Annotated in this window: 20 protein-coding genes; 8 read left to right on the forward strand and 12 right to left on the reverse strand. The window is 53.9% G+C overall.

The features are described from left to right. Positions 1–2: 2 nt before the first annotated feature. Positions 3–650, reverse strand: coding sequence for a metallophosphoesterase (locus LBW88_RS05815; RefSeq protein ID WP_224932028.1), 648 nt, complete (start codon positions 648–650; stop codon positions 3–5). A gap of 464 nt (positions 651–1,114) precedes the next feature. On the opposite strand from LBW88_RS05815, the gene LBW88_RS05820 reads away from it, so the two are divergent. Both LBW88_RS05820 and LBW88_RS05825 read left to right on the forward strand, forming a co-directional pair. Continuing rightward, entirely contained in the window at positions 1,115–1,375 is a 261-nt protein-coding gene (locus tag LBW88_RS05820; protein WP_224931755.1) for a DUF3761 domain-containing protein, read from the forward strand. Positions 1,376–1,437: 62 nt separating this feature from the next. After that, positions 1,438–1,716: a DUF6388 family protein gene (locus tag LBW88_RS05825; RefSeq protein WP_224931754.1), complete on the forward strand. Its 279-nt coding sequence runs from the start codon at positions 1,438–1,440 to the stop codon at positions 1,714–1,716. Positions 1,717–1,758: 42 nt separating this feature from the next. Here the strand turns inward: LBW88_RS05825 and LBW88_RS05830 are convergent, their stop codons facing one another. The 5 genes from LBW88_RS05830 to copC form a co-directional block, all read right to left on the reverse strand. Then, the gene (locus LBW88_RS05830; RefSeq protein ID WP_167540447.1) at positions 1,759–1,926 is read right to left on the reverse strand and encodes a hypothetical protein; all 168 of its coding nucleotides are present in this window, start codon (positions 1,924–1,926) and stop codon (positions 1,759–1,761) included. Between the two features lie 108 nt (positions 1,927–2,034). Next, the gene (locus LBW88_RS05835) at positions 2,035–2,361 is read right to left on the reverse strand and encodes a hypothetical protein (RefSeq protein WP_224931753.1); all 327 of its coding nucleotides are present in this window, start codon (positions 2,359–2,361) and stop codon (positions 2,035–2,037) included. Positions 2,362–2,831: 470 nt separating this feature from the next. Then, positions 2,832–3,179: a YebY family protein gene (locus tag LBW88_RS05840; protein WP_224932027.1), complete on the reverse strand. Its 348-nt coding sequence runs from the start codon at positions 3,177–3,179 to the stop codon at positions 2,832–2,834. A 29-nt stretch (positions 3,180–3,208) separates the two neighbouring features. Beyond that, positions 3,209–4,090 carry a copper homeostasis membrane protein CopD gene (gene copD, locus LBW88_RS05845; RefSeq protein ID WP_224931752.1) on the reverse strand — a complete coding sequence of 294 codons (882 nt, stop codon included), beginning with the start codon at positions 4,088–4,090 and terminating at the stop codon, positions 3,209–3,211. A gap of 3 nt (positions 4,091–4,093) precedes the next feature. Continuing rightward, positions 4,094–4,471: a copper homeostasis periplasmic binding protein CopC gene (gene copC / locus LBW88_RS05850; RefSeq protein WP_034828681.1), complete on the reverse strand. Its 378-nt coding sequence runs from the start codon at positions 4,469–4,471 to the stop codon at positions 4,094–4,096. A gap of 153 nt (positions 4,472–4,624) precedes the next feature. Between copC and LBW88_RS05855 the strand changes: the two genes are divergently transcribed. Together LBW88_RS05855 and exoX are read left to right on the forward strand one after the other, a co-directional pair. Further along, complete coding sequence (locus tag LBW88_RS05855) at positions 4,625–4,855, forward strand: DNA polymerase III subunit theta (RefSeq protein ID WP_084934460.1); 231 nt, start codon at positions 4,625–4,627, stop codon at positions 4,853–4,855. A gap of 7 nt (positions 4,856–4,862) precedes the next feature. Beyond that, on the forward strand, positions 4,863–5,531 hold the full coding sequence (exoX, locus tag LBW88_RS05860) for an exodeoxyribonuclease X (RefSeq protein ID WP_224931751.1): 669 nt from the start codon (positions 4,863–4,865) through the stop codon (positions 5,529–5,531). Here exoX and LBW88_RS05865 read toward each other — a convergent pair. Beyond that, complete coding sequence (locus LBW88_RS05865; RefSeq protein ID WP_224931750.1) at positions 5,525–7,588, reverse strand: prolyl oligopeptidase family serine peptidase; 2,064 nt, start codon at positions 7,586–7,588, stop codon at positions 5,525–5,527. The genes exoX and LBW88_RS05865 overlap by 7 nt on opposite strands. 117 nt (positions 7,589–7,705) lie before the next feature. Continuing rightward, positions 7,706–8,347: a tellurite resistance TerB family protein gene (locus tag LBW88_RS05870; RefSeq protein WP_224931749.1), complete on the reverse strand. Its 642-nt coding sequence runs from the start codon at positions 8,345–8,347 to the stop codon at positions 7,706–7,708. A gap of 161 nt (positions 8,348–8,508) precedes the next feature. Between LBW88_RS05870 and purT the strand changes: the two genes are divergently transcribed. Further along, positions 8,509–9,687 carry a formate-dependent phosphoribosylglycinamide formyltransferase gene (purT, locus tag LBW88_RS05875; RefSeq protein WP_224931748.1) on the forward strand — a complete coding sequence of 393 codons (1,179 nt, stop codon included), beginning with the start codon at positions 8,509–8,511 and terminating at the stop codon, positions 9,685–9,687. Positions 9,688–9,789: 102 nt separating this feature from the next. On the opposite strand, the gene LBW88_RS05880 is transcribed toward purT, so the two are convergent. The 3 genes from LBW88_RS05880 to zwf all read right to left on the reverse strand — a co-directional run bounded on the left by LBW88_RS05880 (position 9,790) and on the right by zwf (position 12,726). Then, the gene (locus LBW88_RS05880; protein ID WP_034828669.1) at positions 9,790–10,428 is read right to left on the reverse strand and encodes a bifunctional 4-hydroxy-2-oxoglutarate aldolase/2-dehydro-3-deoxy-phosphogluconate aldolase; all 639 of its coding nucleotides are present in this window, start codon (positions 10,426–10,428) and stop codon (positions 9,790–9,792) included. A gap of 196 nt (positions 10,429–10,624) precedes the next feature. Further along, positions 10,625–11,068, reverse strand: a complete 444-nt coding sequence (locus tag LBW88_RS05885) for a hypothetical protein (RefSeq protein ID WP_224931747.1) — start codon at positions 11,066–11,068, stop codon at positions 10,625–10,627. Between the two features lie 182 nt (positions 11,069–11,250). Further along, complete coding sequence (gene zwf / locus LBW88_RS05890; protein ID WP_224931745.1) at positions 11,251–12,726, reverse strand: glucose-6-phosphate dehydrogenase; 1,476 nt, start codon at positions 12,724–12,726, stop codon at positions 11,251–11,253. A 373-nt stretch (positions 12,727–13,099) separates the two neighbouring features. On the opposite strand from zwf, the gene LBW88_RS05895 reads away from it, so the two are divergent. The 3 genes from LBW88_RS05895 (at position 13,100) to LBW88_RS05905 (ending at position 16,835) form a co-directional block, all read left to right on the forward strand. Next, entirely contained in the window at positions 13,100–13,945 is an 846-nt protein-coding gene (locus tag LBW88_RS05895) for a MurR/RpiR family transcriptional regulator (protein WP_224931744.1), read from the forward strand. Positions 13,946–14,062: 117 nt separating this feature from the next. Beyond that, on the forward strand, positions 14,063–15,505 hold the full coding sequence (pyk, locus tag LBW88_RS05900) for a pyruvate kinase (protein WP_224931742.1): 1,443 nt from the start codon (positions 14,063–14,065) through the stop codon (positions 15,503–15,505). Between the two features lie 94 nt (positions 15,506–15,599). After that, positions 15,600–16,835 carry an MFS transporter gene (locus LBW88_RS05905; RefSeq protein ID WP_224931740.1) on the forward strand — a complete coding sequence of 412 codons (1,236 nt, stop codon included), beginning with the start codon at positions 15,600–15,602 and terminating at the stop codon, positions 16,833–16,835. Positions 16,836–16,859: 24 nt separating this feature from the next. Here the strand turns inward: LBW88_RS05905 and lpxM are convergent, their stop codons facing one another. Then, positions 16,860–17,837 (reverse strand): lauroyl-Kdo(2)-lipid IV(A) myristoyltransferase, encoded by a 978-nt coding sequence (gene lpxM / locus LBW88_RS05910; RefSeq protein ID WP_224931738.1) that lies wholly within the window; start codon positions 17,835–17,837, stop codon positions 16,860–16,862. Positions 17,838–17,854 lie beyond the last annotated feature (17 nt).

A 17,854-nucleotide genomic window follows, 5' to 3' on the forward strand; every position in this document is an offset into this window, starting at 1 on the left:
AGCTATTGAAGCTGAACCAGCGTTAAGCGATTACCGAATACAGCGCCGGTGTCGATGTAATGCTGGTTCGCCACATTGAGCGGCTGTTCCAGCGGCGTGTGGCCAAAATAGAAATCGCTCGCGCCGTCGATACTGGCGGAAGCGCCGCGATGATGACGTCCCAGCCGATCGCGGCTCCACACCACCTGATGCCAATCCACATCCTGACCCAACTCATAATGGCTGGATGGATAGTCGGCATGAGCAATCACCACTACGCGATCGGCTAACTCAAGGTGCAGAATCAGCGGCAGATCGGCACAGCGTTTCAGCGCATGGCGCGCCGCAATTAGGTCTGCCCCTTTTAACTGCCAGAACCAGTCACCGCCGTTCATCATCCACAGCATGGGGTCTTGCCCTTCCAGCGCCGACAACGCCATCTGTTCATGATTACCGCGCACGCAGCGAAACCACGGCTCCTGCAACAGTTGCAAGCAGCCAGGGCTGTCGGGACCGCGATCGATCAAGTCTCCAACCGACAGCAGCAGGTCTTGTTCTTTATCGAAGTCATGCAGAATCAGCTGCGAATCCAGTTGAGCGCGGCAACCGTGTAAATCACCGACCACCCAAATGTTACGCCACGTTTTGGCACTTACCGTTTGGTAAAACATGTAATCTTCCCCGGTTGACTGGAAGTTTAGTGAACCCGGCATAAAGTATAGTCCGGTGAGATGAAGCCAGGGGAGGGAGCAACGTGAGCAGCCGTAAACAATTTGTTGGCGTATTGGTGTTTATATTCATTGGCAGCCTGTTGCTGCTGGAATCGCTGGCGCGTTTGGTGCATCTGCTGTTTGTGGGCTGAAGGATTTTACATCTCAGAAGTTTCAACAGTGGCTGCGTCCTGCAGCCCTGATGAAAGTCCCGTCCGGCGCTTATCTCCGGCGCTCATTGAAGGCGTTAGCTCTGTGCGGGACGGCGGTCACTTTATCAACTCAGACAATTCCGAACAAGTTAAATGATATTAACTATCATTCTCATCATTAAGATTTACGCTTCGCTTACACTAGTGATGGTAATTTAAGCTTTCGTCCTTCCTGCCGATAACGTCCTATCCCTTCTCCACCTCAATGAGAATATGAAAACGCTTTCTTTTATCACACTGATGCTGTTGCTGGTCAGCATGCCCACTCACGCCAAAAAGCATGTTGAACTGATCGAGCAAGGCAGTTACATCAACAGCGAAGGACAATCGATTCATCGTCCCGCACACACGCAAAATAATGACATCCCCGATGGCGCAACCGCTCGCTGCCGCGATGGTTCCTATAGTTTCAGCACCCATCATCGTGGAACCTGTTCTCGTCATGGCGGTGTTGCGGAATGGCTGGCATCTTAAGCCACACGCAATAAGCAGTATGTGCCAGGCTTAAAGGACAGTATTTTCTTAAGGAGTGAGCAATGAAAGACTATTATAAAATCGATCTTGAGCTTTTTATGCAAAATAACGCGGACTTGATCCGCGAAATAAAAAGCAAAGCGCCGGTTTATGCGGATGAGTTGGGATTAGAGGTGGTGCAATATATTAACCGTGAAGTGAAACAAGCTCATCTGGATTATATCGAAAGCCTTGGCGTGCGCGATCCCTATGAATATTACGTGTCGCAACATGAAGAAGATCGCCACCTGGCTGACACGCTGATTGCTCAGCATCGTGCCGCTTTACACCACACCGCTTAACTGACTGATTTGCCACACTAGCCGTGTGGCAAATGGTGTTCTCTAGCGCGAGAGAAAGAATATCGCCAGCAGGAAGAAAACCCACAATCCGGCAAAGGTCGCAAAGCCGACACGAGGCGTTTTCGTCCGGCCAACCACGACACCGATAAAGAGGCTCAGCAACGTTAAGGTGCCAATCATTACCCAGAGAAGATATTGCGCATTTGCCATGAAGGATCCTTATTAATCGGCAATAAAAACAGTGCGCACTCTTATACCATTTTTCACGCTAACTGGCTGCTGTTAAATGTCCGCATCTTTCGTGCTGGCTTGAATTCATTACGCCGTTGGATGACCACAACGCACGGCTTTTAATTGTTCCAGCTCATTTAACCGTGTCGAGGCATGCTTGTTGGCGCTAGCCTTAGCGATACCGTTGCCGATGCCAAAATCGCCGATGAAACCAATCACCGTCAGCGCATCAAACTCACCGGTTTTGTCGATCTGCTGTTGGACACTGTGGGATTTGGCGATCTCTTGATCCAGTGCCGCACAGTTGTAGGTTTGCGCTTCTTCATCACTGACTTTGGGTGATTGCGGGTATTGCTTCAGAGCGCAGCTGCTGAGCAGCAGGATAGTGGTGAACAGTACAGCAGGTTTGAACATCTCAAGACTCTCGTTTTGGCTGGCATGGTGGGTATGTGGCTGAGAGGAAATGTAGCACGTGAAGCGAGGCGCGATTGGGTGAATAACTGGGCGAGTTGCGGGTATTTTGCGCAAAGATTGCGGTAAGGAATGCGGGAGTGGAGTTTGATTCGGATATAAAAATTTCGGACAAATTTCGGGAAATTAAGGCGAAGAACTAAATTTAACTATTAAAATCAATCATATAAAAAAAGACCCAATACGATTCCTGTATCGGGTCCAGGGAAATGGCTCTTTGAGAGCCGTGCGCTAAAAGTTGGCATTTTTGAAGGCGAGTTCGCCTTGCCATTTAAAGGTAGCCCAAGGGTGATTATTTTCCAGCCAACGGTCACGATGCGGTAAGGAAGCTGCCAACTCTGTGATCGTGCTGACACACCGGGAAAGCAAGCGTAGCGGCAAAACTGTGCGCTACGCCCGAATTTTTGCAGGGACTACTTACCGCACAGCTGTTGCGCGCGATCGACGATCGGCTGCAGGCTCATCTTCTGGCCCGGATGTGCTTTATCTTCCGCCACGATGGTATCGATGGATTGCTGAGTGCCTTTACCCGCGCCGGCGCGTGCATGCGCTTTATCATTTAACGGATACTGCAACAAGGTGCTGGGATTGATGGCAAACAGCGCGCCGTCTTTCTCACAGGTCAGCATCACCTCTTCGCGGGTGAACGGCCATTTGTCTTTGCCAATCTCAAAGCGGCTGACGGTAATAATCTGCGCGGCCATCGCCTGGCTGCACAGTGCCATCAGAATGCAGGCTGGAATCAATTTCTTCAGCAAAATATCGACCTCATTTTCTCTTTAATTACAATTCAGGCCGGAGACAGCGTAGCAAACACGCTGACCAATCCGACAACAACAATGGCCAGCAGCAGCTCAAGCTGCGTCAGGCGAATAAACTGCTGCGGCGCGTGACTACCCGCGACGCGAAAACCTGGCACCAGAACATAGCGATTGATCAACGCAATGCCCACCATCATCATCACCAGCATCACTTTGACCACCAGCATCGCACTCCACAACGTGGTGCCCCAATTGAGCGGCGTGCCACCAATCATCAGGCTGTTGATCAGCCCGGTGAGCAGCGCCAGTGCGACAGCCAGATGCCCGTAGCGCGAAAAGCGCATCATGCAGCGAATCGCATCGGTGCGATACGCAATCTGTCGGGCCTCACGCATCAGCAACAACAGGGGCAGTAAACCGCCGGTCCAAAACGCGGCGGCAATCAAGTGAAGCGCATGATTGATCTGCTGCAGCAAGCCGGGTAAACCATCGCGCATGGCGGCGTGCCCGACGCCTGCCAGCGCCACCAGCTGTAACAAACCACTCACCAGCAAAAGCTGCTGGCGCAGTGTGCCACGCATCAGCAAGGCCAGCGTGCTCAGCAGTGCGAAGCCCAGCTCCCAACGCCACACTGCGCCGAAGCGCGTCGCTAAAACCGCCTGCCAGGTTTCCACGTCACCGACATTGCGCCAGTCGCCGCTCATCAAACCGGTTTGCGTGGCCAGCATCAACACCGCGCTAAGCAGGCTTAACAGCGCCGTCGTGACTAAAATTTTGTGCAAACGTTGCACCAGCACCGGGCGATAACGCCGCGGTGCCAGCAGAGCCGTATAGAACGCGCTGCCAGCCAGCAATAGCACCGCAATAAAATGCAGGGCGCGCAGGACGATCCACAACGTACTCAGACCCATGGATTACTTCACGCTGAACGCGTAGCTTCCCTTGGTTTTGTGTCCATCAACGGACAACACATGCCAGTTCACCTGATAGTTGCCGGATGGCAGCGGTTTGCTGATCGGTACGATCAACTGATCATGCTGCTTGTCGTTAAGTTTGGCTTTTTCCACGGCCATCGGCTGATTCTGTGCATTGAGCACTTCTACACCGCTGAAGGCAGGCTCAACATCTTCTGTGAAGGTCAGCGTAAGATTTTGTGGCGAGCTGTCGATCACCGCTTTGTCAGCGGGAACCGGCGTTTTCAGGTGAGCATGTGCCAGTGCAAACTGACTGAAGACCAACGTGGATGACGCCAGCAACAGCGCCACAATCGGGTTTAACGCAGTTTTCTTCATCACTTCTTCCCTTTGCAATGCGGCGCTCTGCCGCAAACGTGGCAGCAGGATACGCCGCTGGCAAAGACGTGTCGAGACTTGCGGTGCGATCCAATTTCCTTGATCCGTAAAGGGGAAACCATTACTTTTGCCCCTGTTTATCAGGAGAAATGCATGAGCCAAAACCTTGCCCTGTTGTCGCAGGAAGAGAAAGACAAAGTGAATGTCGATCTGGCCGCCGCAGGCGTGGCCTTTAAAGAGCGCTACAACATGCCCGTGATCGCGGAAATGGTCGAGCGCGAGCAGCCGGAAGCCCTGCGCGAGTGGTTCCGTCAGCGCTTGATGGGCTACCGTCAGGCATCGCTCAGCCTCTCTCGCCTGCCCTACGAACCTAAACAGAAGTAATTAATCTATGTTACGCGTTATCGATACCGAAACCTGTGGCTTGCAAGGCGGCGTGGTCGAAGTGGCGTCGGTGGATGTGATCGACGGCCAGATCGTCAATCCAATGAGCGATTTGATTTGCCCGGATCGCCCTATCAGCCGTCAGGCCATGGCGGTGCATCGCATTACGGAAGCAATGGTCGCCGACAAGCCGACGATTGAAGAAGCGATTGGTCGCTATCATGGCAGCCCACATTACGTGGCGCACAATGCCAGCTTTGATCGTCGTATGTTACCGATCATGCCCGGTGAATGGATTTGCACTATGACGCTGGCGCGCCAGCTGTGGCCGGGCATTAAGTACGGAAACCAGGCACTGCGTCACAGCCTGAAGCTGGACGTCACGCCACCCTCTGAACTGCATGCGCACCGTGCGTTATATGACTGCTATGTCACTGCCGCACTGCTGATCCGCATCATGGAGACTTCCGGCTGGAGCATCAGTGATATGGTCGGCCGCTGCCAACCTGCTGAAGTGAGCGGCGATGTGTTTCCGTTTGGCAAATATCGTGGTCAGAGCATTGGCAGCATTGCGCGCAAAGATCCCGGCTATTTACGCTGGGTGCTGGAGAACGTGAGGGATTTGCGCCCACCGTTACGGCAGGCGCTGCGTAAGTACGTGAAGGTCGATCAGTAATCGACGCGGTCTGGCAAGCTACCCTGCGCCAGGCCGATCAGGAAAGTAAACTCCTGCGCCACCCCTTCATATGCTTTGAAACGCCCCGATTTACCGCCATGCCCGGAGTCCATCTCAGTGCATAACAGTAACAACGTGTCGTTAGTTTTCAGCTCACGCAGTTTTGCCACCCACTTGGCCGGTTCCCAATACTGCACCTGGGAATCGTGCAGCCCGGTTGTGACTAACAGATGCGGATAGGCTTTGGCCTCAATGTTGTCATACGGGCTGTACTGCCGAATGGTGTGGTAATCCTCTTCATGTTCCGGATTGCCCCACTCATCATATTCGCCGGTGGTCAGCGGGATCGATGGATCCAGCATGGTGGTGACCACATCCACAAACGGCACTTGTGCCACTACGCCGTTGAACAGGTCGGGCGCCAGATTGATCACGCCGCCCATCAGTAAACCACCGGCGCTGCCGCCCATCGCATACAGCTGTTGCGGATCACCCAAACCTTTCGCCACCAGCGCCTGCGTCACATCGATGAAGTCAGTAAAGCTGTTCATTTTATTTTTCAGGCGACCATCGTCGTACCACTGCTGACCCAGCTCGCCACCACCGCGCACATGGATAATCGCGTAGACAAATCCGCGCTCTAGCAGGCTAATGCGACTGGTGCCGAAACTGGCATCCATGCTACTGCCGTAAGCGCCGTAGCCGTAAGCCAGCAGTGGATTGCTACCCGGTTTGAAGTGTTTGCGATGATAGACCAGCGATACCGGCACTTCAGTGCCATCACGCACGGTGATCCAGTGGTGTTCGCTTTTGTAGTCGTCTGAGTTGAAGCCCGGCACCGGCGTCTGTTTCAACACCCGGCGATCGCCCGTCTCCATATTGAGTTCAAACAGCGTGGTCGGCGTGGTCATGGATGAGTAGCCATAACGCAGCGTGTCACTTTCCGGTGAAGGATTGTATGCCAGCCAGGTGACGTAAGCCGGATCGTCAAAGGCGATCCCGATGCTTTCTCCACTTTCCCAGTTGATCTGGCGCAGCGTGTTGACGCCGCGCTGGCGCTCTTCCACCACCAGCCAGTGGCGGAACAGTTGGAAATCCTCCAGCACCACGTTATCGCGTGCCGGAATCAACGCCTGCCAGCGGTTCTCGGCCAGCCATGCGCTGCGATACAGGCCAAAGTTTTTGCCATCACGATTCGAGCGGATATAGAACTGATGATTGTAGTGGTCGATGCTGTACTCATGATCGCGGCGACGCGGGCAGAACACCTGCGGCTGAGCATCCGGATACTCGGCATCAATCAGCTGTATCTCACTGGTAGTAGTGCTGTACATCGCAATCAGGATGAAGTGTTCGGAGGTGGTTTTGTGCACGCTGAGGTGGAAGCTCTCATCCTTCTCTTCATACACTAGCTGATCGTCGGATTGCGGATGGCCCAACTCATGGCGCCACACCTGATAGGCCAGCAGCGTTTTTGGATGCTTGCGCACATAATACAGTGTACGTGAATCATTGGCCCACGCCACGCTGGATGAAGCATCACTCAGCACTTCCGGATACCAGCTACCACTCTCTAAATTACGAAAGCGGATGCCATACTGACGGCGCGACAGAAAATCTTCCGCCAGCGCCATCACCTGGTTATCGGGCGCGATCGCCAGTGCGCCCATGGTGTAAAAATCGCTGTGTGAGGCACGCTGATTACCGTCGATCAGCAGCTGCCAGGGCTCATCAGCTGGCGCTTCGACCGGCTGGCGAAAATAGAGCGGATATTCGTTCCCCACTTCATAGCGGCTTTGATAGCGATAGCCGTTCTTCACATAGGGCACGGAGTGATCCTGCGGCGGGATGCGATCCACGATCTCTTTTAACACCCGTTCCTGCAGGTTATCTTGCGATGCCATCATCGCTTTGCCGTACGCGTTCTCGGCGTGCAGATGTTCCAGAATCTCTGGGTTTTCACGTTCGTCATCGCGCATCCAATAGTAGTTATCGGTGCGCGATTCGCCGTGCAGATTCATAACATGAGGGATTTTTTTCGCTTGTGGCTGATGCATTCTGGCTCCTTTCCCTGAAAGACAACATTCAGCAAGCGTGGCACTTATCACGCGGGAAGCCAAGCAGCAGCGCACAGGAAGTGTAGTTAAGGGCCCCTGACAAGGCCCTCTGTTCAATTACGCCGCTTTCTCCGCCTGAATATCGCGCTGAATCCCGTCGCGCACATCCTGTGGGATCTTCAGGGCATCACCCAGTGCAGAGAGATAGCTACGCTCCATAAAGTGATCCACATCGATAGCGGCACAGCTGAGGAAGTACAGTTCCAGCGCCTCTTCTTCGTTTTTGACATCTGCCGCCAGCCACTGCGGATCGAGTGGACGGTTCATCGCTTGCTGAATCAGCGTTTCCGCCTGTGAACCATAACCCGCCTGGTGGATGTTCTGCTCAATAGCGGCGCGTTCACGATCGTCAATATGGCCGTCACTCTTGGCAGCAAACACTAACGCAGCCACCAGACGTTCAGCGCGCTGGTCAACGGGCGTCTGCAGCTGACCAAATCCCGGCTCATCCTGATGGGTTTCACGCACGCGCTGCTTGTACTTATTCCACAGCACAGCACCTGCTGCCGCACCGCCGCCGACCAGCAAGGCTTTACCACCATATTTGGTCAACAGGCTTCGCGTGGACTTGCTGGCCACCAGCAATCCCGCTAAACCACCCAGCGCGCCGGGTGCCAGCATATCGCTCAAACCGCCAGCTTTGCCGTCGCCGCCCTTTTTCGCCAGCACCGACTGGATTTGCTGCAACCAATTGCTCATCGTTTAACTCCTGTTTAAGTTTCCGCGTTCCATGCTGCCGTAGCGAGTGTCAGGTAACGTCAGAGCGGGAAAAGTATGGCAAACCTGTTTAAGCCGAATGCGTGAGTACGCAAACGTTTTCGTATATACTGCGCGCGCATTTTGACTGCTAAGGTGAAATTATGACGACTCTCGGAACCGCGCTGCGCCCTGCCGCAACGCGTGTGATGCTGTTAGGTTCAGGCGAACTGGGCAAAGAAGTGGCGCTGGAGTGTCAGCGTCTGGGTGTGGAAGTGATTGCAGTGGATCGTTATGCCGATGCCCCTGCGATGCACGTTGCGCACCGTAGCCATGTGATCAATATGCTGGACGGTGATGCGCTGGCTGCGTTAATCGCGCAGGAGAAGCCGCACTTCGTGGTGCCAGAAATTGAAGCTATCGCCACCGAAAAACTGCTGGAACTCGAAGCGCAAGGCCAGAAAGTGGTGCCTACCGCCCGTGCTGCGCGCCTGACCATGAACCGCGAAGGTATTCGCCGTCTGGCGGCAGAAGAGTTGTCGTTACCGACCTCGACCTATCAGTTTGCTGACAGCAAAGAGAATTTCGTTGCGGCCGCCAATGAAATTGGTTTTCCGTGCATCGTTAAACCGGTGATGAGCTCATCGGGTAAAGGTCAGAGCTTCATCCGCGAAGCCAGCCAGTTGGATAAAGCCTGGGACTACGCGCAGCAAGGTGGTCGTGCCGGTGCAGGTCGTGTAATCGTTGAAGGCGTGGTGAAGTTTGATTTCGAAATCACCCTGCTGACCATCAGCGCAGTGGATGGCATTCATTTCTGTGCGCCGATCGGTCATCGTCAGGAAGATGGCGATTACCGTGAATCCTGGCAGCCGCAGCAAATGACCGATTTGGCGCTGCAGCGCGCACAAGACATCGCATCTAAGGTGGTGAAAGCCCTGGGCGGATACGGTCTGTTTGGCGTTGAGCTTTTTGTCTGCGGTGATGAGGTGGTATTCAGCGAAGTCTCTCCCCGCCCACACGATACCGGCATGGTGACGCTGATTTCACAGGATCTGTCAGAATTTGCGCTGCATGTGCGCGCGTTCCTTGGCCTGCCAATCGGCGGTATTCGCCAGTATGGCCCTGCAGCCTCGGCGGTAATCCTGCCACAGCTGGACAGCAACAACGTGCAGTTCGTTAACATCGAAGCGGCATTGGGCGCGGGACTGCAATTGCGTCTGTTCGGCAAGCCAGAGATTGCTGGTCAACGTCGTCTGGGCGTGGCGCTGGCAACCGGTGACAATACCGATGAGGCGATTGCACGTGCCGTGGCGAGTGCCGCAGCCGTGAAAGTTGAGGGCTAATCCCCTCGCCTGCTATTCGTCTGTAGAGACAACGTATAAGGGCGGCTACCAGGCCGCCCTTTCAGTATGCGTAATTCGCACCCTGGCAAATCTGCAAATGCGTTACTTCGCACCTTCGACGGCTTCACGCGCCAGACGTGTAATACGATCCCAGTCACCGCTTTCCAGCGCATCGTTCGGCACCAGCCACGAACCACCAATACACAGCACGCTTTTCAGCGCCAGATAGTCACGGTAGTTGGCCGGTGAGATACCGCCGGTTGGGCAGAAACGCACCTGCGGGAACGGACCGCCAATCGCTGACAGTGCTTTCACACCACCGTTAGCTTCCGCCGGAAAGAACTTAAACTCACGCAGACCGTAATCCATCCCTAACATCAGTTCAGAAACGGTGCTGATGCCCGGAATCAATGGCACCGGACCTTCAACCGCGGCTTTCAGCAACGGCTCGGTTAAACCTGGGCTGATCACGAACTGCGCACCGGCATCGGTGACTTCTTTTAACTGCTGGGTGTTGATCACCGTGCCCGCACCGACAATCGCTTCCGGCACTTCTTTGATCATCGCACGCAGCGCATCCATCGCCACCGGGGTACGCAGCGTCACTTCCAGCACGCGCACGCCACCCGCCACCAGCGCTTTGGCCATCGGCACGGCGTGTTCCAGTTTGTTCACCACAATCACCGGCACAACCGGGCCCGTTGTCATGATCTGTTCAGCAGTGGTTTTCCAGTTCTTCATCAGGTTTCCTTAGTGGCATCAGCCCGACTCACATCCGGCTGTCAATGTTTGGGCTCTACCATACAAGATTGGCTGGAGCGGCGTCTATCGGATATCAAAAATTATTGAAACTCTGGTTCAATTTTAAGAAAAATGAATTTTCCAATGAGAGTTTTTTCCCTTCCGCACCATGAATCCCATTGCCTGACATAAATCTCTATCCAAAAAAACCAGATATCAATGACAACACGATAAGTAGCAGGATAATCGCGTAAGCGAATGCCATGCCCAGCAAAATGGCATGGAATGCGAGCGTTCCGCAGCCAAATATCAGCGCGCCCCTGACACTCCATTTGTTCTCTTTACGCATACCACCAACGAAGGCCATGAGTAAGGCCGCCGTAGCGATGCTAAGAACAACGGTAGTTAGTATTTGATCGATATTTATTTTTCTAACGGGTTCACTTGAGGAAGGAGCTTTGCCTTTCAATCCGTCGATGACACCTTTTTTAATCTCGCTAACGTGTCTGGCGACGACATTCTCAAGCGAAGGAGGTGCCGAGTAAGGCCCAGTCGAGAAGTGGATAAGGCTGATAATTAGAGCTATCGCTCCCAATATCATACCGGCTGAACTCCATGCATTTTTTACTAACGTATTCACACAATATTCCTTTATTTGAACAACCTGCTCCGTGCAGCAAATACTGTTACACGCTTTCTGACCCGTCAACGCTTACATTTTATAGAAATAAAAAAACGCTTTCGGTGATCATCATCGAAAGCGTTTATCAGTTGTATATAATACAAAACCAGCCGTTAGATCACTGGCTGTGCCATCACAAATTATTCAAACTCATTCCACGAACGGCCATCACGGGTAATCATTGCAACGGAAGCCACCGGGCCCCAGGTGCCGGCCTGATAAGGCTTAGGCGCTTCGGCATCGGCGTTCCACGCATCAATGATGGAATCCACCCAGCCCCATGCGGCTTCCACTTCGTCACGGCGTACGAACAGCGCCTGAATACCGCGCATGGTTTCCAGCAGTAGACGCTCGTAAGCATCCGCCAGATGTGACTGGTTAAAGGTCTCGGAGTAGCTCAGATCCAGCTTGGTGGTCTGCAGTTTGTGCTTGTGATCCAGACCCGGCACTTTGTTCAGGATCTCGATATCCACACCTTCGTCCGGCTGCAGACGAATGGTCAGCTTGTTCTGCGGCAGTTCAGCGTAGGAGTCTTTGAACAGGTTCATCTCTGGGTTCTTAAAGTACACCACAACCTCAGAGCATTTGGTCGGCAAACGCTTTCCGGTACGCAGGTAGAACGGCACGCCCGCCCAGCGCCAGTTGTCGATATCGACACGAATCGCCACAAAGCTCTCGGTGGCGCTCTGCTTGTTAGCGCCCTCTTCTTCCAGGTAGCCTGGCACTTTTTTGCCCTGGACGAAGCCCGCAGTGTACTGGCCACGCACGGTTTTTTCGCGCACGTTGGTCTGGTCGATACGGCGCAGTGAACGTAGCACCTTCACTTTCTCATCACGGATCGCATCCGCGCTGAGATCGGATGGCGGTGACATGGCGATCATGGTGAGGATCTGCAACAGGTGGTTCTGGATCATGTCGCGCATCTGGCCAGCTTTATCGAAGTAACCCCAACGGCCTTCGATACCCACCTCTTCCGCCACAGTAATCTGCACGTGGTCGATGGTGCGGTTGTCCCAGTTATTCACGAAGATGGAGTTAGCGAAACGCAACGCCAGCAGGTTCAGTACCGTCTCTTTACCGAGATAGTGGTCGATACGGAACACCTGACTCTCTTCGAAGTACTTGCCAACGCTGTCATTGATCTCTTGCGAGGTCGCTAATGAGGTGCCGAGTGGCTTCTCCATCACCACGCGCGCCGGTTTGGCATTCAGCTTGGCTGCGCCCAAACCGTCACAAATCGCCCCAAAGGTGCTTGGCGGCATCGCGAAGTAGTTGATGGTGACACGATCTTTCTGGTCAAGCATCTTGCCCAGCTTGGTGAAATGCGAGGTGTCGTTAACGTCGAGGTTGCAGAAATCGAGACGGCTGCTGAGTTTGTCCCACAGCGCTTCGTCGATTTTCTCCTTCATGAAGGTTTCCAGCGCTTCACGGACCACTTTGGTGTACGCGTCTTTGTCCCACTCCGCGCGCCCCACGCCGATAATGCGTGTGGTTTCGTGAATCTGACCGGCTTTCTCCAGCTGATACAGTGAAGGCAACAGTTTCCGGCGAGCAAGATCGCCTTTGGCACCGAAAATAACCAGATCGCATGCCTGGGCTGTTTGTGTTACCGCCATTTTCCTCTCCTCGTTGCAGGATATACCCGGTTTGAGCGTCCTCATCATCCCAGGTCCTTATTGTAATTTTCTTACAGCACAATGTACTTTTTTCCCCGCATCGGAACAACCCAGACGCGGTGTGGCATTAGCCATTACTTTGAACATGATGGCGAACAAAGGTGTGTTGTCGTGTGCGCTTTCGGCACTTTTTCTGTTTCGATGTTTGTCGGAGTAAAACCCGGCAACGATCAAAGTATGACAAAAAAAACGTGCTTACATTTGTCCGCTGCTGCGTGCGAGGGCGTATTACACGGTATATTCTTGTGAATTGGCAGCGTTTTATCATGTGATGAACGCGATAAAAGTAATTGAGGCGCATCAGGTTAACGACATGCTGGAACATATTCAGGCGCAACTTGACGCGCTGAGCAAATCTGAACGAAAAGTGGCAGAACAGATTCTGGCTGCTCCGCAGCAGGCGATGCACTCCAGCATTGCCACTCTGGCCCGTGCTGCCGACGTCAGCGAACCCACGGTGAATCGTTTTTGTCATCGCATGGGCACACGCGGCTTCCCCGACTTCAAATTACGCCTGGCGCAGAGTCTGGCGAAAGCCCCAAACTGGGTCAGCCGCGATGTGGAAGAAAATGACAGCGTCGAAAGTTACAGCCACAAGATTTTTGATTCAGCGCTGGCCGGGCTAAGCCATGTGCGCCAGCAGCTGGATATGCAGGTGATCGATCAAGCCGTTTCAGCACTCACTCAGGCTAAAAAAATTGCCTTTTTTGGTCTCGGCGCTTCTGCTGTGGTGGCTCACGATGCGACCAATAAATTCCTGCGCTTTAATCTGCCGGTCATCTGGTCAGAGGATATTGTGATCCAGCGCATGAGTTGCATAAATAGTGGACCAAATGACGTTTTTGTTCTCATATCACATACTGGTCGAACCAAAAATATGATAGAACTGGCTCGCCTGGCGCGTGTAAACGCTTCCACAGTTCTGGCTATCACCTCTCCGGGTTCACCCCTTGCGGCAGAAGCAACCCTCGCACTGACGCTCGATGTACCTGAAGATACGGATATCTACCTGCCGATGGTTTCCCGCCTTGCGCAATTAACCGTGGTTGATGTTTTGGCGACAGGTTTTACCCTTGAGCGCGGCGCGGCATTCCGCGAAAATCTGAAACGAGTAAAAGAAGCGCTCAAAGATTCGCGCCTGGAAAAGCGGGTGCTGTAAAATAGTTAACATCACATTCACAATGTGAGTCGAATCACAGCCCATCGATCATATAGAATATGCGATTACACCGTGTCCCCTTGAGAGTGACACGAACCTTTGTCAACGGAGTCCTTCATGTCAAGACGTCTCAGAAGAACCAAGATCGTAACTACCCTCGGCCCAGCCACCGATCGCGACAATAACCTCGAAAAAATCATCGCGGCGGGCGCGAACGTGGTGCGACTCAATTTCTCCCACGGCACCGCGGAAGATCACCAGATGCGCGCCAACAAGGTGCGTGAGATTGCCGCCAAGCTTGGTCGTCACGTGGCGATTCTGGGCGACCTGCAAGGTCCTAAAATTCGTGTTTCTACCTTCAAAGAAGGCAAAGTCTTCCTGAATGTCGGCGATCGCTTCCTGCTGGATGCGGATATGAGCAAAGGCGAAGGCGACAAAGAGAAAGTCGGTATCGACTACAAAGGCCTGCCAGAAGACGTGGTGCCAGGCGACATCCTGCTGCTGGATGATGGTCGTGTGCAGTTGAAGGTGCTGGAAGTTCAGGGCGTAAAAGTGTTCACCGAAGTCACCGTTGGCGGCCCGCTCTCAAATAATAAAGGCATCAATAAACTCGGCGGCGGTCTGTCTGCAGAAGCGCTGACTGAGAAAGACAAAGTGGATATCGTCACCGCTGCGAAAATCGGCGTGGATTACCTGGCGGTATCCTTCCCGCGTAATGGCGAAGACATGAACTATGCCCGCCGTCTGGCGCGCGATGCAGGTTGTGATGCCAAACTGGTGGCCAAAGTCGAACGTGCAGAAGCCGTTGCGTCACAGGAAGCGATGGATGATATCATCCTCGCTTCTGACGTGGTGATGGTGGCACGTGGTGACCTCGGCGTTGAGATTGGCGACCCAGAACTGGTCGGTATTCAGAAGGCACTGATTCGTCGTGCGCGTCAGCTGAACCGCACCATCATTACCGCCACGCAGATGATGGAGTCGATGATCACCAACCCGATGCCAACCCGTGCCGAAGTTATGGACGTGGCGAACGCCGTGCTGGATGGTACTGATGCCGTGATGCTGTCCGCTGAAACTGCTGCCGGTCAGTATCCTGCCGAAACCGTGTCTGCGATGGCGAAAGTGTGCCTCGGCGCGGAAAAAATTCCTAGCGTCAACGTGTCTAAGCACCGCCTTGAAGTGCAGTTCGACAACGTTGAAGAAGCGATTGCGATGTCTGCGATGTATGCTGCTAACCACCTTCAGGGTGTTTCCGCCATCATCACCATGACCGAATCGGGCCGTACCGCGCTGATGACTTCACGTATCACATCCGGTCTGCCGATCTTCGCCATGTCACGTCACGAACGTACATTGAACCTGACCGCGCTGTTCCGTGGCGTGACGCCGGTGTTCTTCGATAGCAACAATGATGGTGTTGCCGCCGCGCATGATGCAGTGAACCTGCTGCGCGACAAAGGTTTCCTCGTCTCTGGCGACCTGGTGATTGTCACCCAGGGCGACGTGATGGCGACCACCGGCACCACCAATACCAGCCGAGTCCTGCGCGTAGACTAAACGCTCACGCACTACCGACAGCGGCTGTAACAACATGGACAAACGCGACTGCCTGGCAGTCGCGTTTTTATTTTTTCTCTGACAAGGAGGCCAGATGGCCCGCTTTCAACCGATTACGCAACTCACCGGACGGGTGCTGCTGTTTCCGCTCGCCCTGGTACTGTTTGAATTCGCGACCTATATCGCCCATGACATGATTCAACCCGGCATGCTGCTGGTGATCACAGAGTTCAATGTGGGCCCGGAGTGGGTCTCAACCTCACTGACCGCTTATCTGATGGGCGGCGTGGTGCTGCAGTGGCTGCTTGGCCCGCTCTCGGACAAATATGGCCGCCGTCCGGTCCTACTGTTCGGCATTTTATTCTTTGCCGCGGCCTGCATTCTCACCACCTGGGTGAGCAACATCGAACAGTTTGTCACGTTGCGCTTTATTCAAGGCATCAGCCTGTGCTTTATCGGCGCAGTGAGTTACGCGGCGGTGCAGGAAGCGTTTGATGAGGCTTTAGCCGTGCGCATGATGGCGCTGATGGCAAACGTAGCGCTCCTGGCTCCTCTCGCCGGTCCGCTGGCAGGTGCCGCCTGGTTAACGGTGGGTGAATGGCGCAGCATGTTCTGGTTATTTGCAATTTGCAGCGTGGTGGCTTTCGTGGTGCTGTGGCGCATCATGCCGGAAACCGCCGGCGATCGTAGCCACTCCATCGCCCTGCCCAACCTGGCGCGCGCTTATGGCCGTTTAGCACGCGATCGTCAGGTGATGTACGGATCATTCGCTATTGGTCTGGTGTTTATCCCGATTCTGACCTGGGTTGCGCTGTCACCCGTGATCCTGATGCACGATGAAGGTTTATCACGCATGGAGTATGCGCTGCTGCAGCTACCGGTATTCCTCGCGATGATTGCCGGAAACCTGACGCTGGGCAAACTGGCGGGACGCGTGCCGATTGAACAACCGGTGAAATTCGCTGCCTGGCCGATTCTGATCGGTTTAAGCATCTCGCTGCTGGCTAACCTGCTCGACAGCCATACCTACCTGCTGCTGACCGCGGGATTAAGCCTGTACGCCTTTGGCGCGGGCATGGTGAATGCGGGACTCTATCGCCTGACGCTTTATTCCAGCAATGAAGGTAAAGGCAGTGTGGCGGCGATGCTGGGTATGATCAGTATCTTAACGTTAGCCATCGGCATTGAGCTGGCGAAAGCAGGCTATTTCAGTGGTGGCACACCGTGGTTTAGCGGTATTAACTTTGTGGCAGGCGTGTTGTGGTTTGGCCTGGTGATTCTGTTCCTGCGTGAACGTAAACGACGCAGTCATGTTCAAGCGGTAGAATGAATAAGGGGCCAATCGGCCCCTTTATTATTTCTTACGTGGATAAAGCTCGTCACGCGAATAGGGTTCAATGTCGCCCTCTTTGCGCGTTTTCAGTAGCTTCAGAATCCAGGTGTATTGTTCCGGATGCGGCCGGACAAACACCTCAACTTCCTCGTTCATACGTCGTGCCAGGGTGTTGTCATCGGCATCCAGCAAATCATCCATCGGCGGACGCACATAGATTTCCAGCCGATGTGTCTCGCTGTTATACACCGGGAACAGTGGCACCACGCGAGCGCGGCAGACCTTCATCAAACGTCCGACGGCGGGCAATGTCGCTTTATAGGTGGCAAAGAAATCCACAAACTCACTGTGCTCCGGGCCATGATCCTGATCCGGCAGATAGTAACCGTAATAGCCCTGACGCACCGAGGCGATAAACGGTTTAATACCGTCATTGCGCGCATGCATGCGTCCACCAAAGCGGCGGCGCACGGTGTTCCACACATAATCCAGCAGTGGATCGCTCTGATTATGGAACATCGCCGCCATCTTCTGCCCTTCCGAAGCCAGCAACATCGCCGGAATGTCCACACCCCAACCGTGTGGCACCAGGAAGATCACATTCTCCTGGTTGGCCTGTAACGCTTCAATGATTTCGCGACCGTGCCAGTCAACGCGCTGACTCACACGTGCCGGATCGCGCATCCCCAGTTCAGCCATCATCACCATCGCCTGCGGCGCGGTGGCAAACATACGATCAGCAATCTCTTCGCGCTGCGCTTCGCTCAACTCCGGCAGGCAATAGTAGAGATTGATCAGCGCACGACGACGCGCACTTTTTGCCAGCTTACCGGCAAACCGACCTAATCCGCCCAGAATCGGATCGCGTACTTTGGCAGGCAGCATTGCCATACCCGCCAGCGCACCAATCGCCAGCCAGTTGCCCCAGTATTTCGGTTTTAAAAAAGAACGTTGAAAAACGGGAATAAATTCACTGTTATTTTTCTTTCGGGTTTCCATGCACTCGCCTCTGACAA

The organism is Pantoea sp. alder81, assembly GCF_020179835.1.
Classification (GTDB): Bacteria; Pseudomonadota; Gammaproteobacteria; order Enterobacterales; family Enterobacteriaceae; genus Pantoea.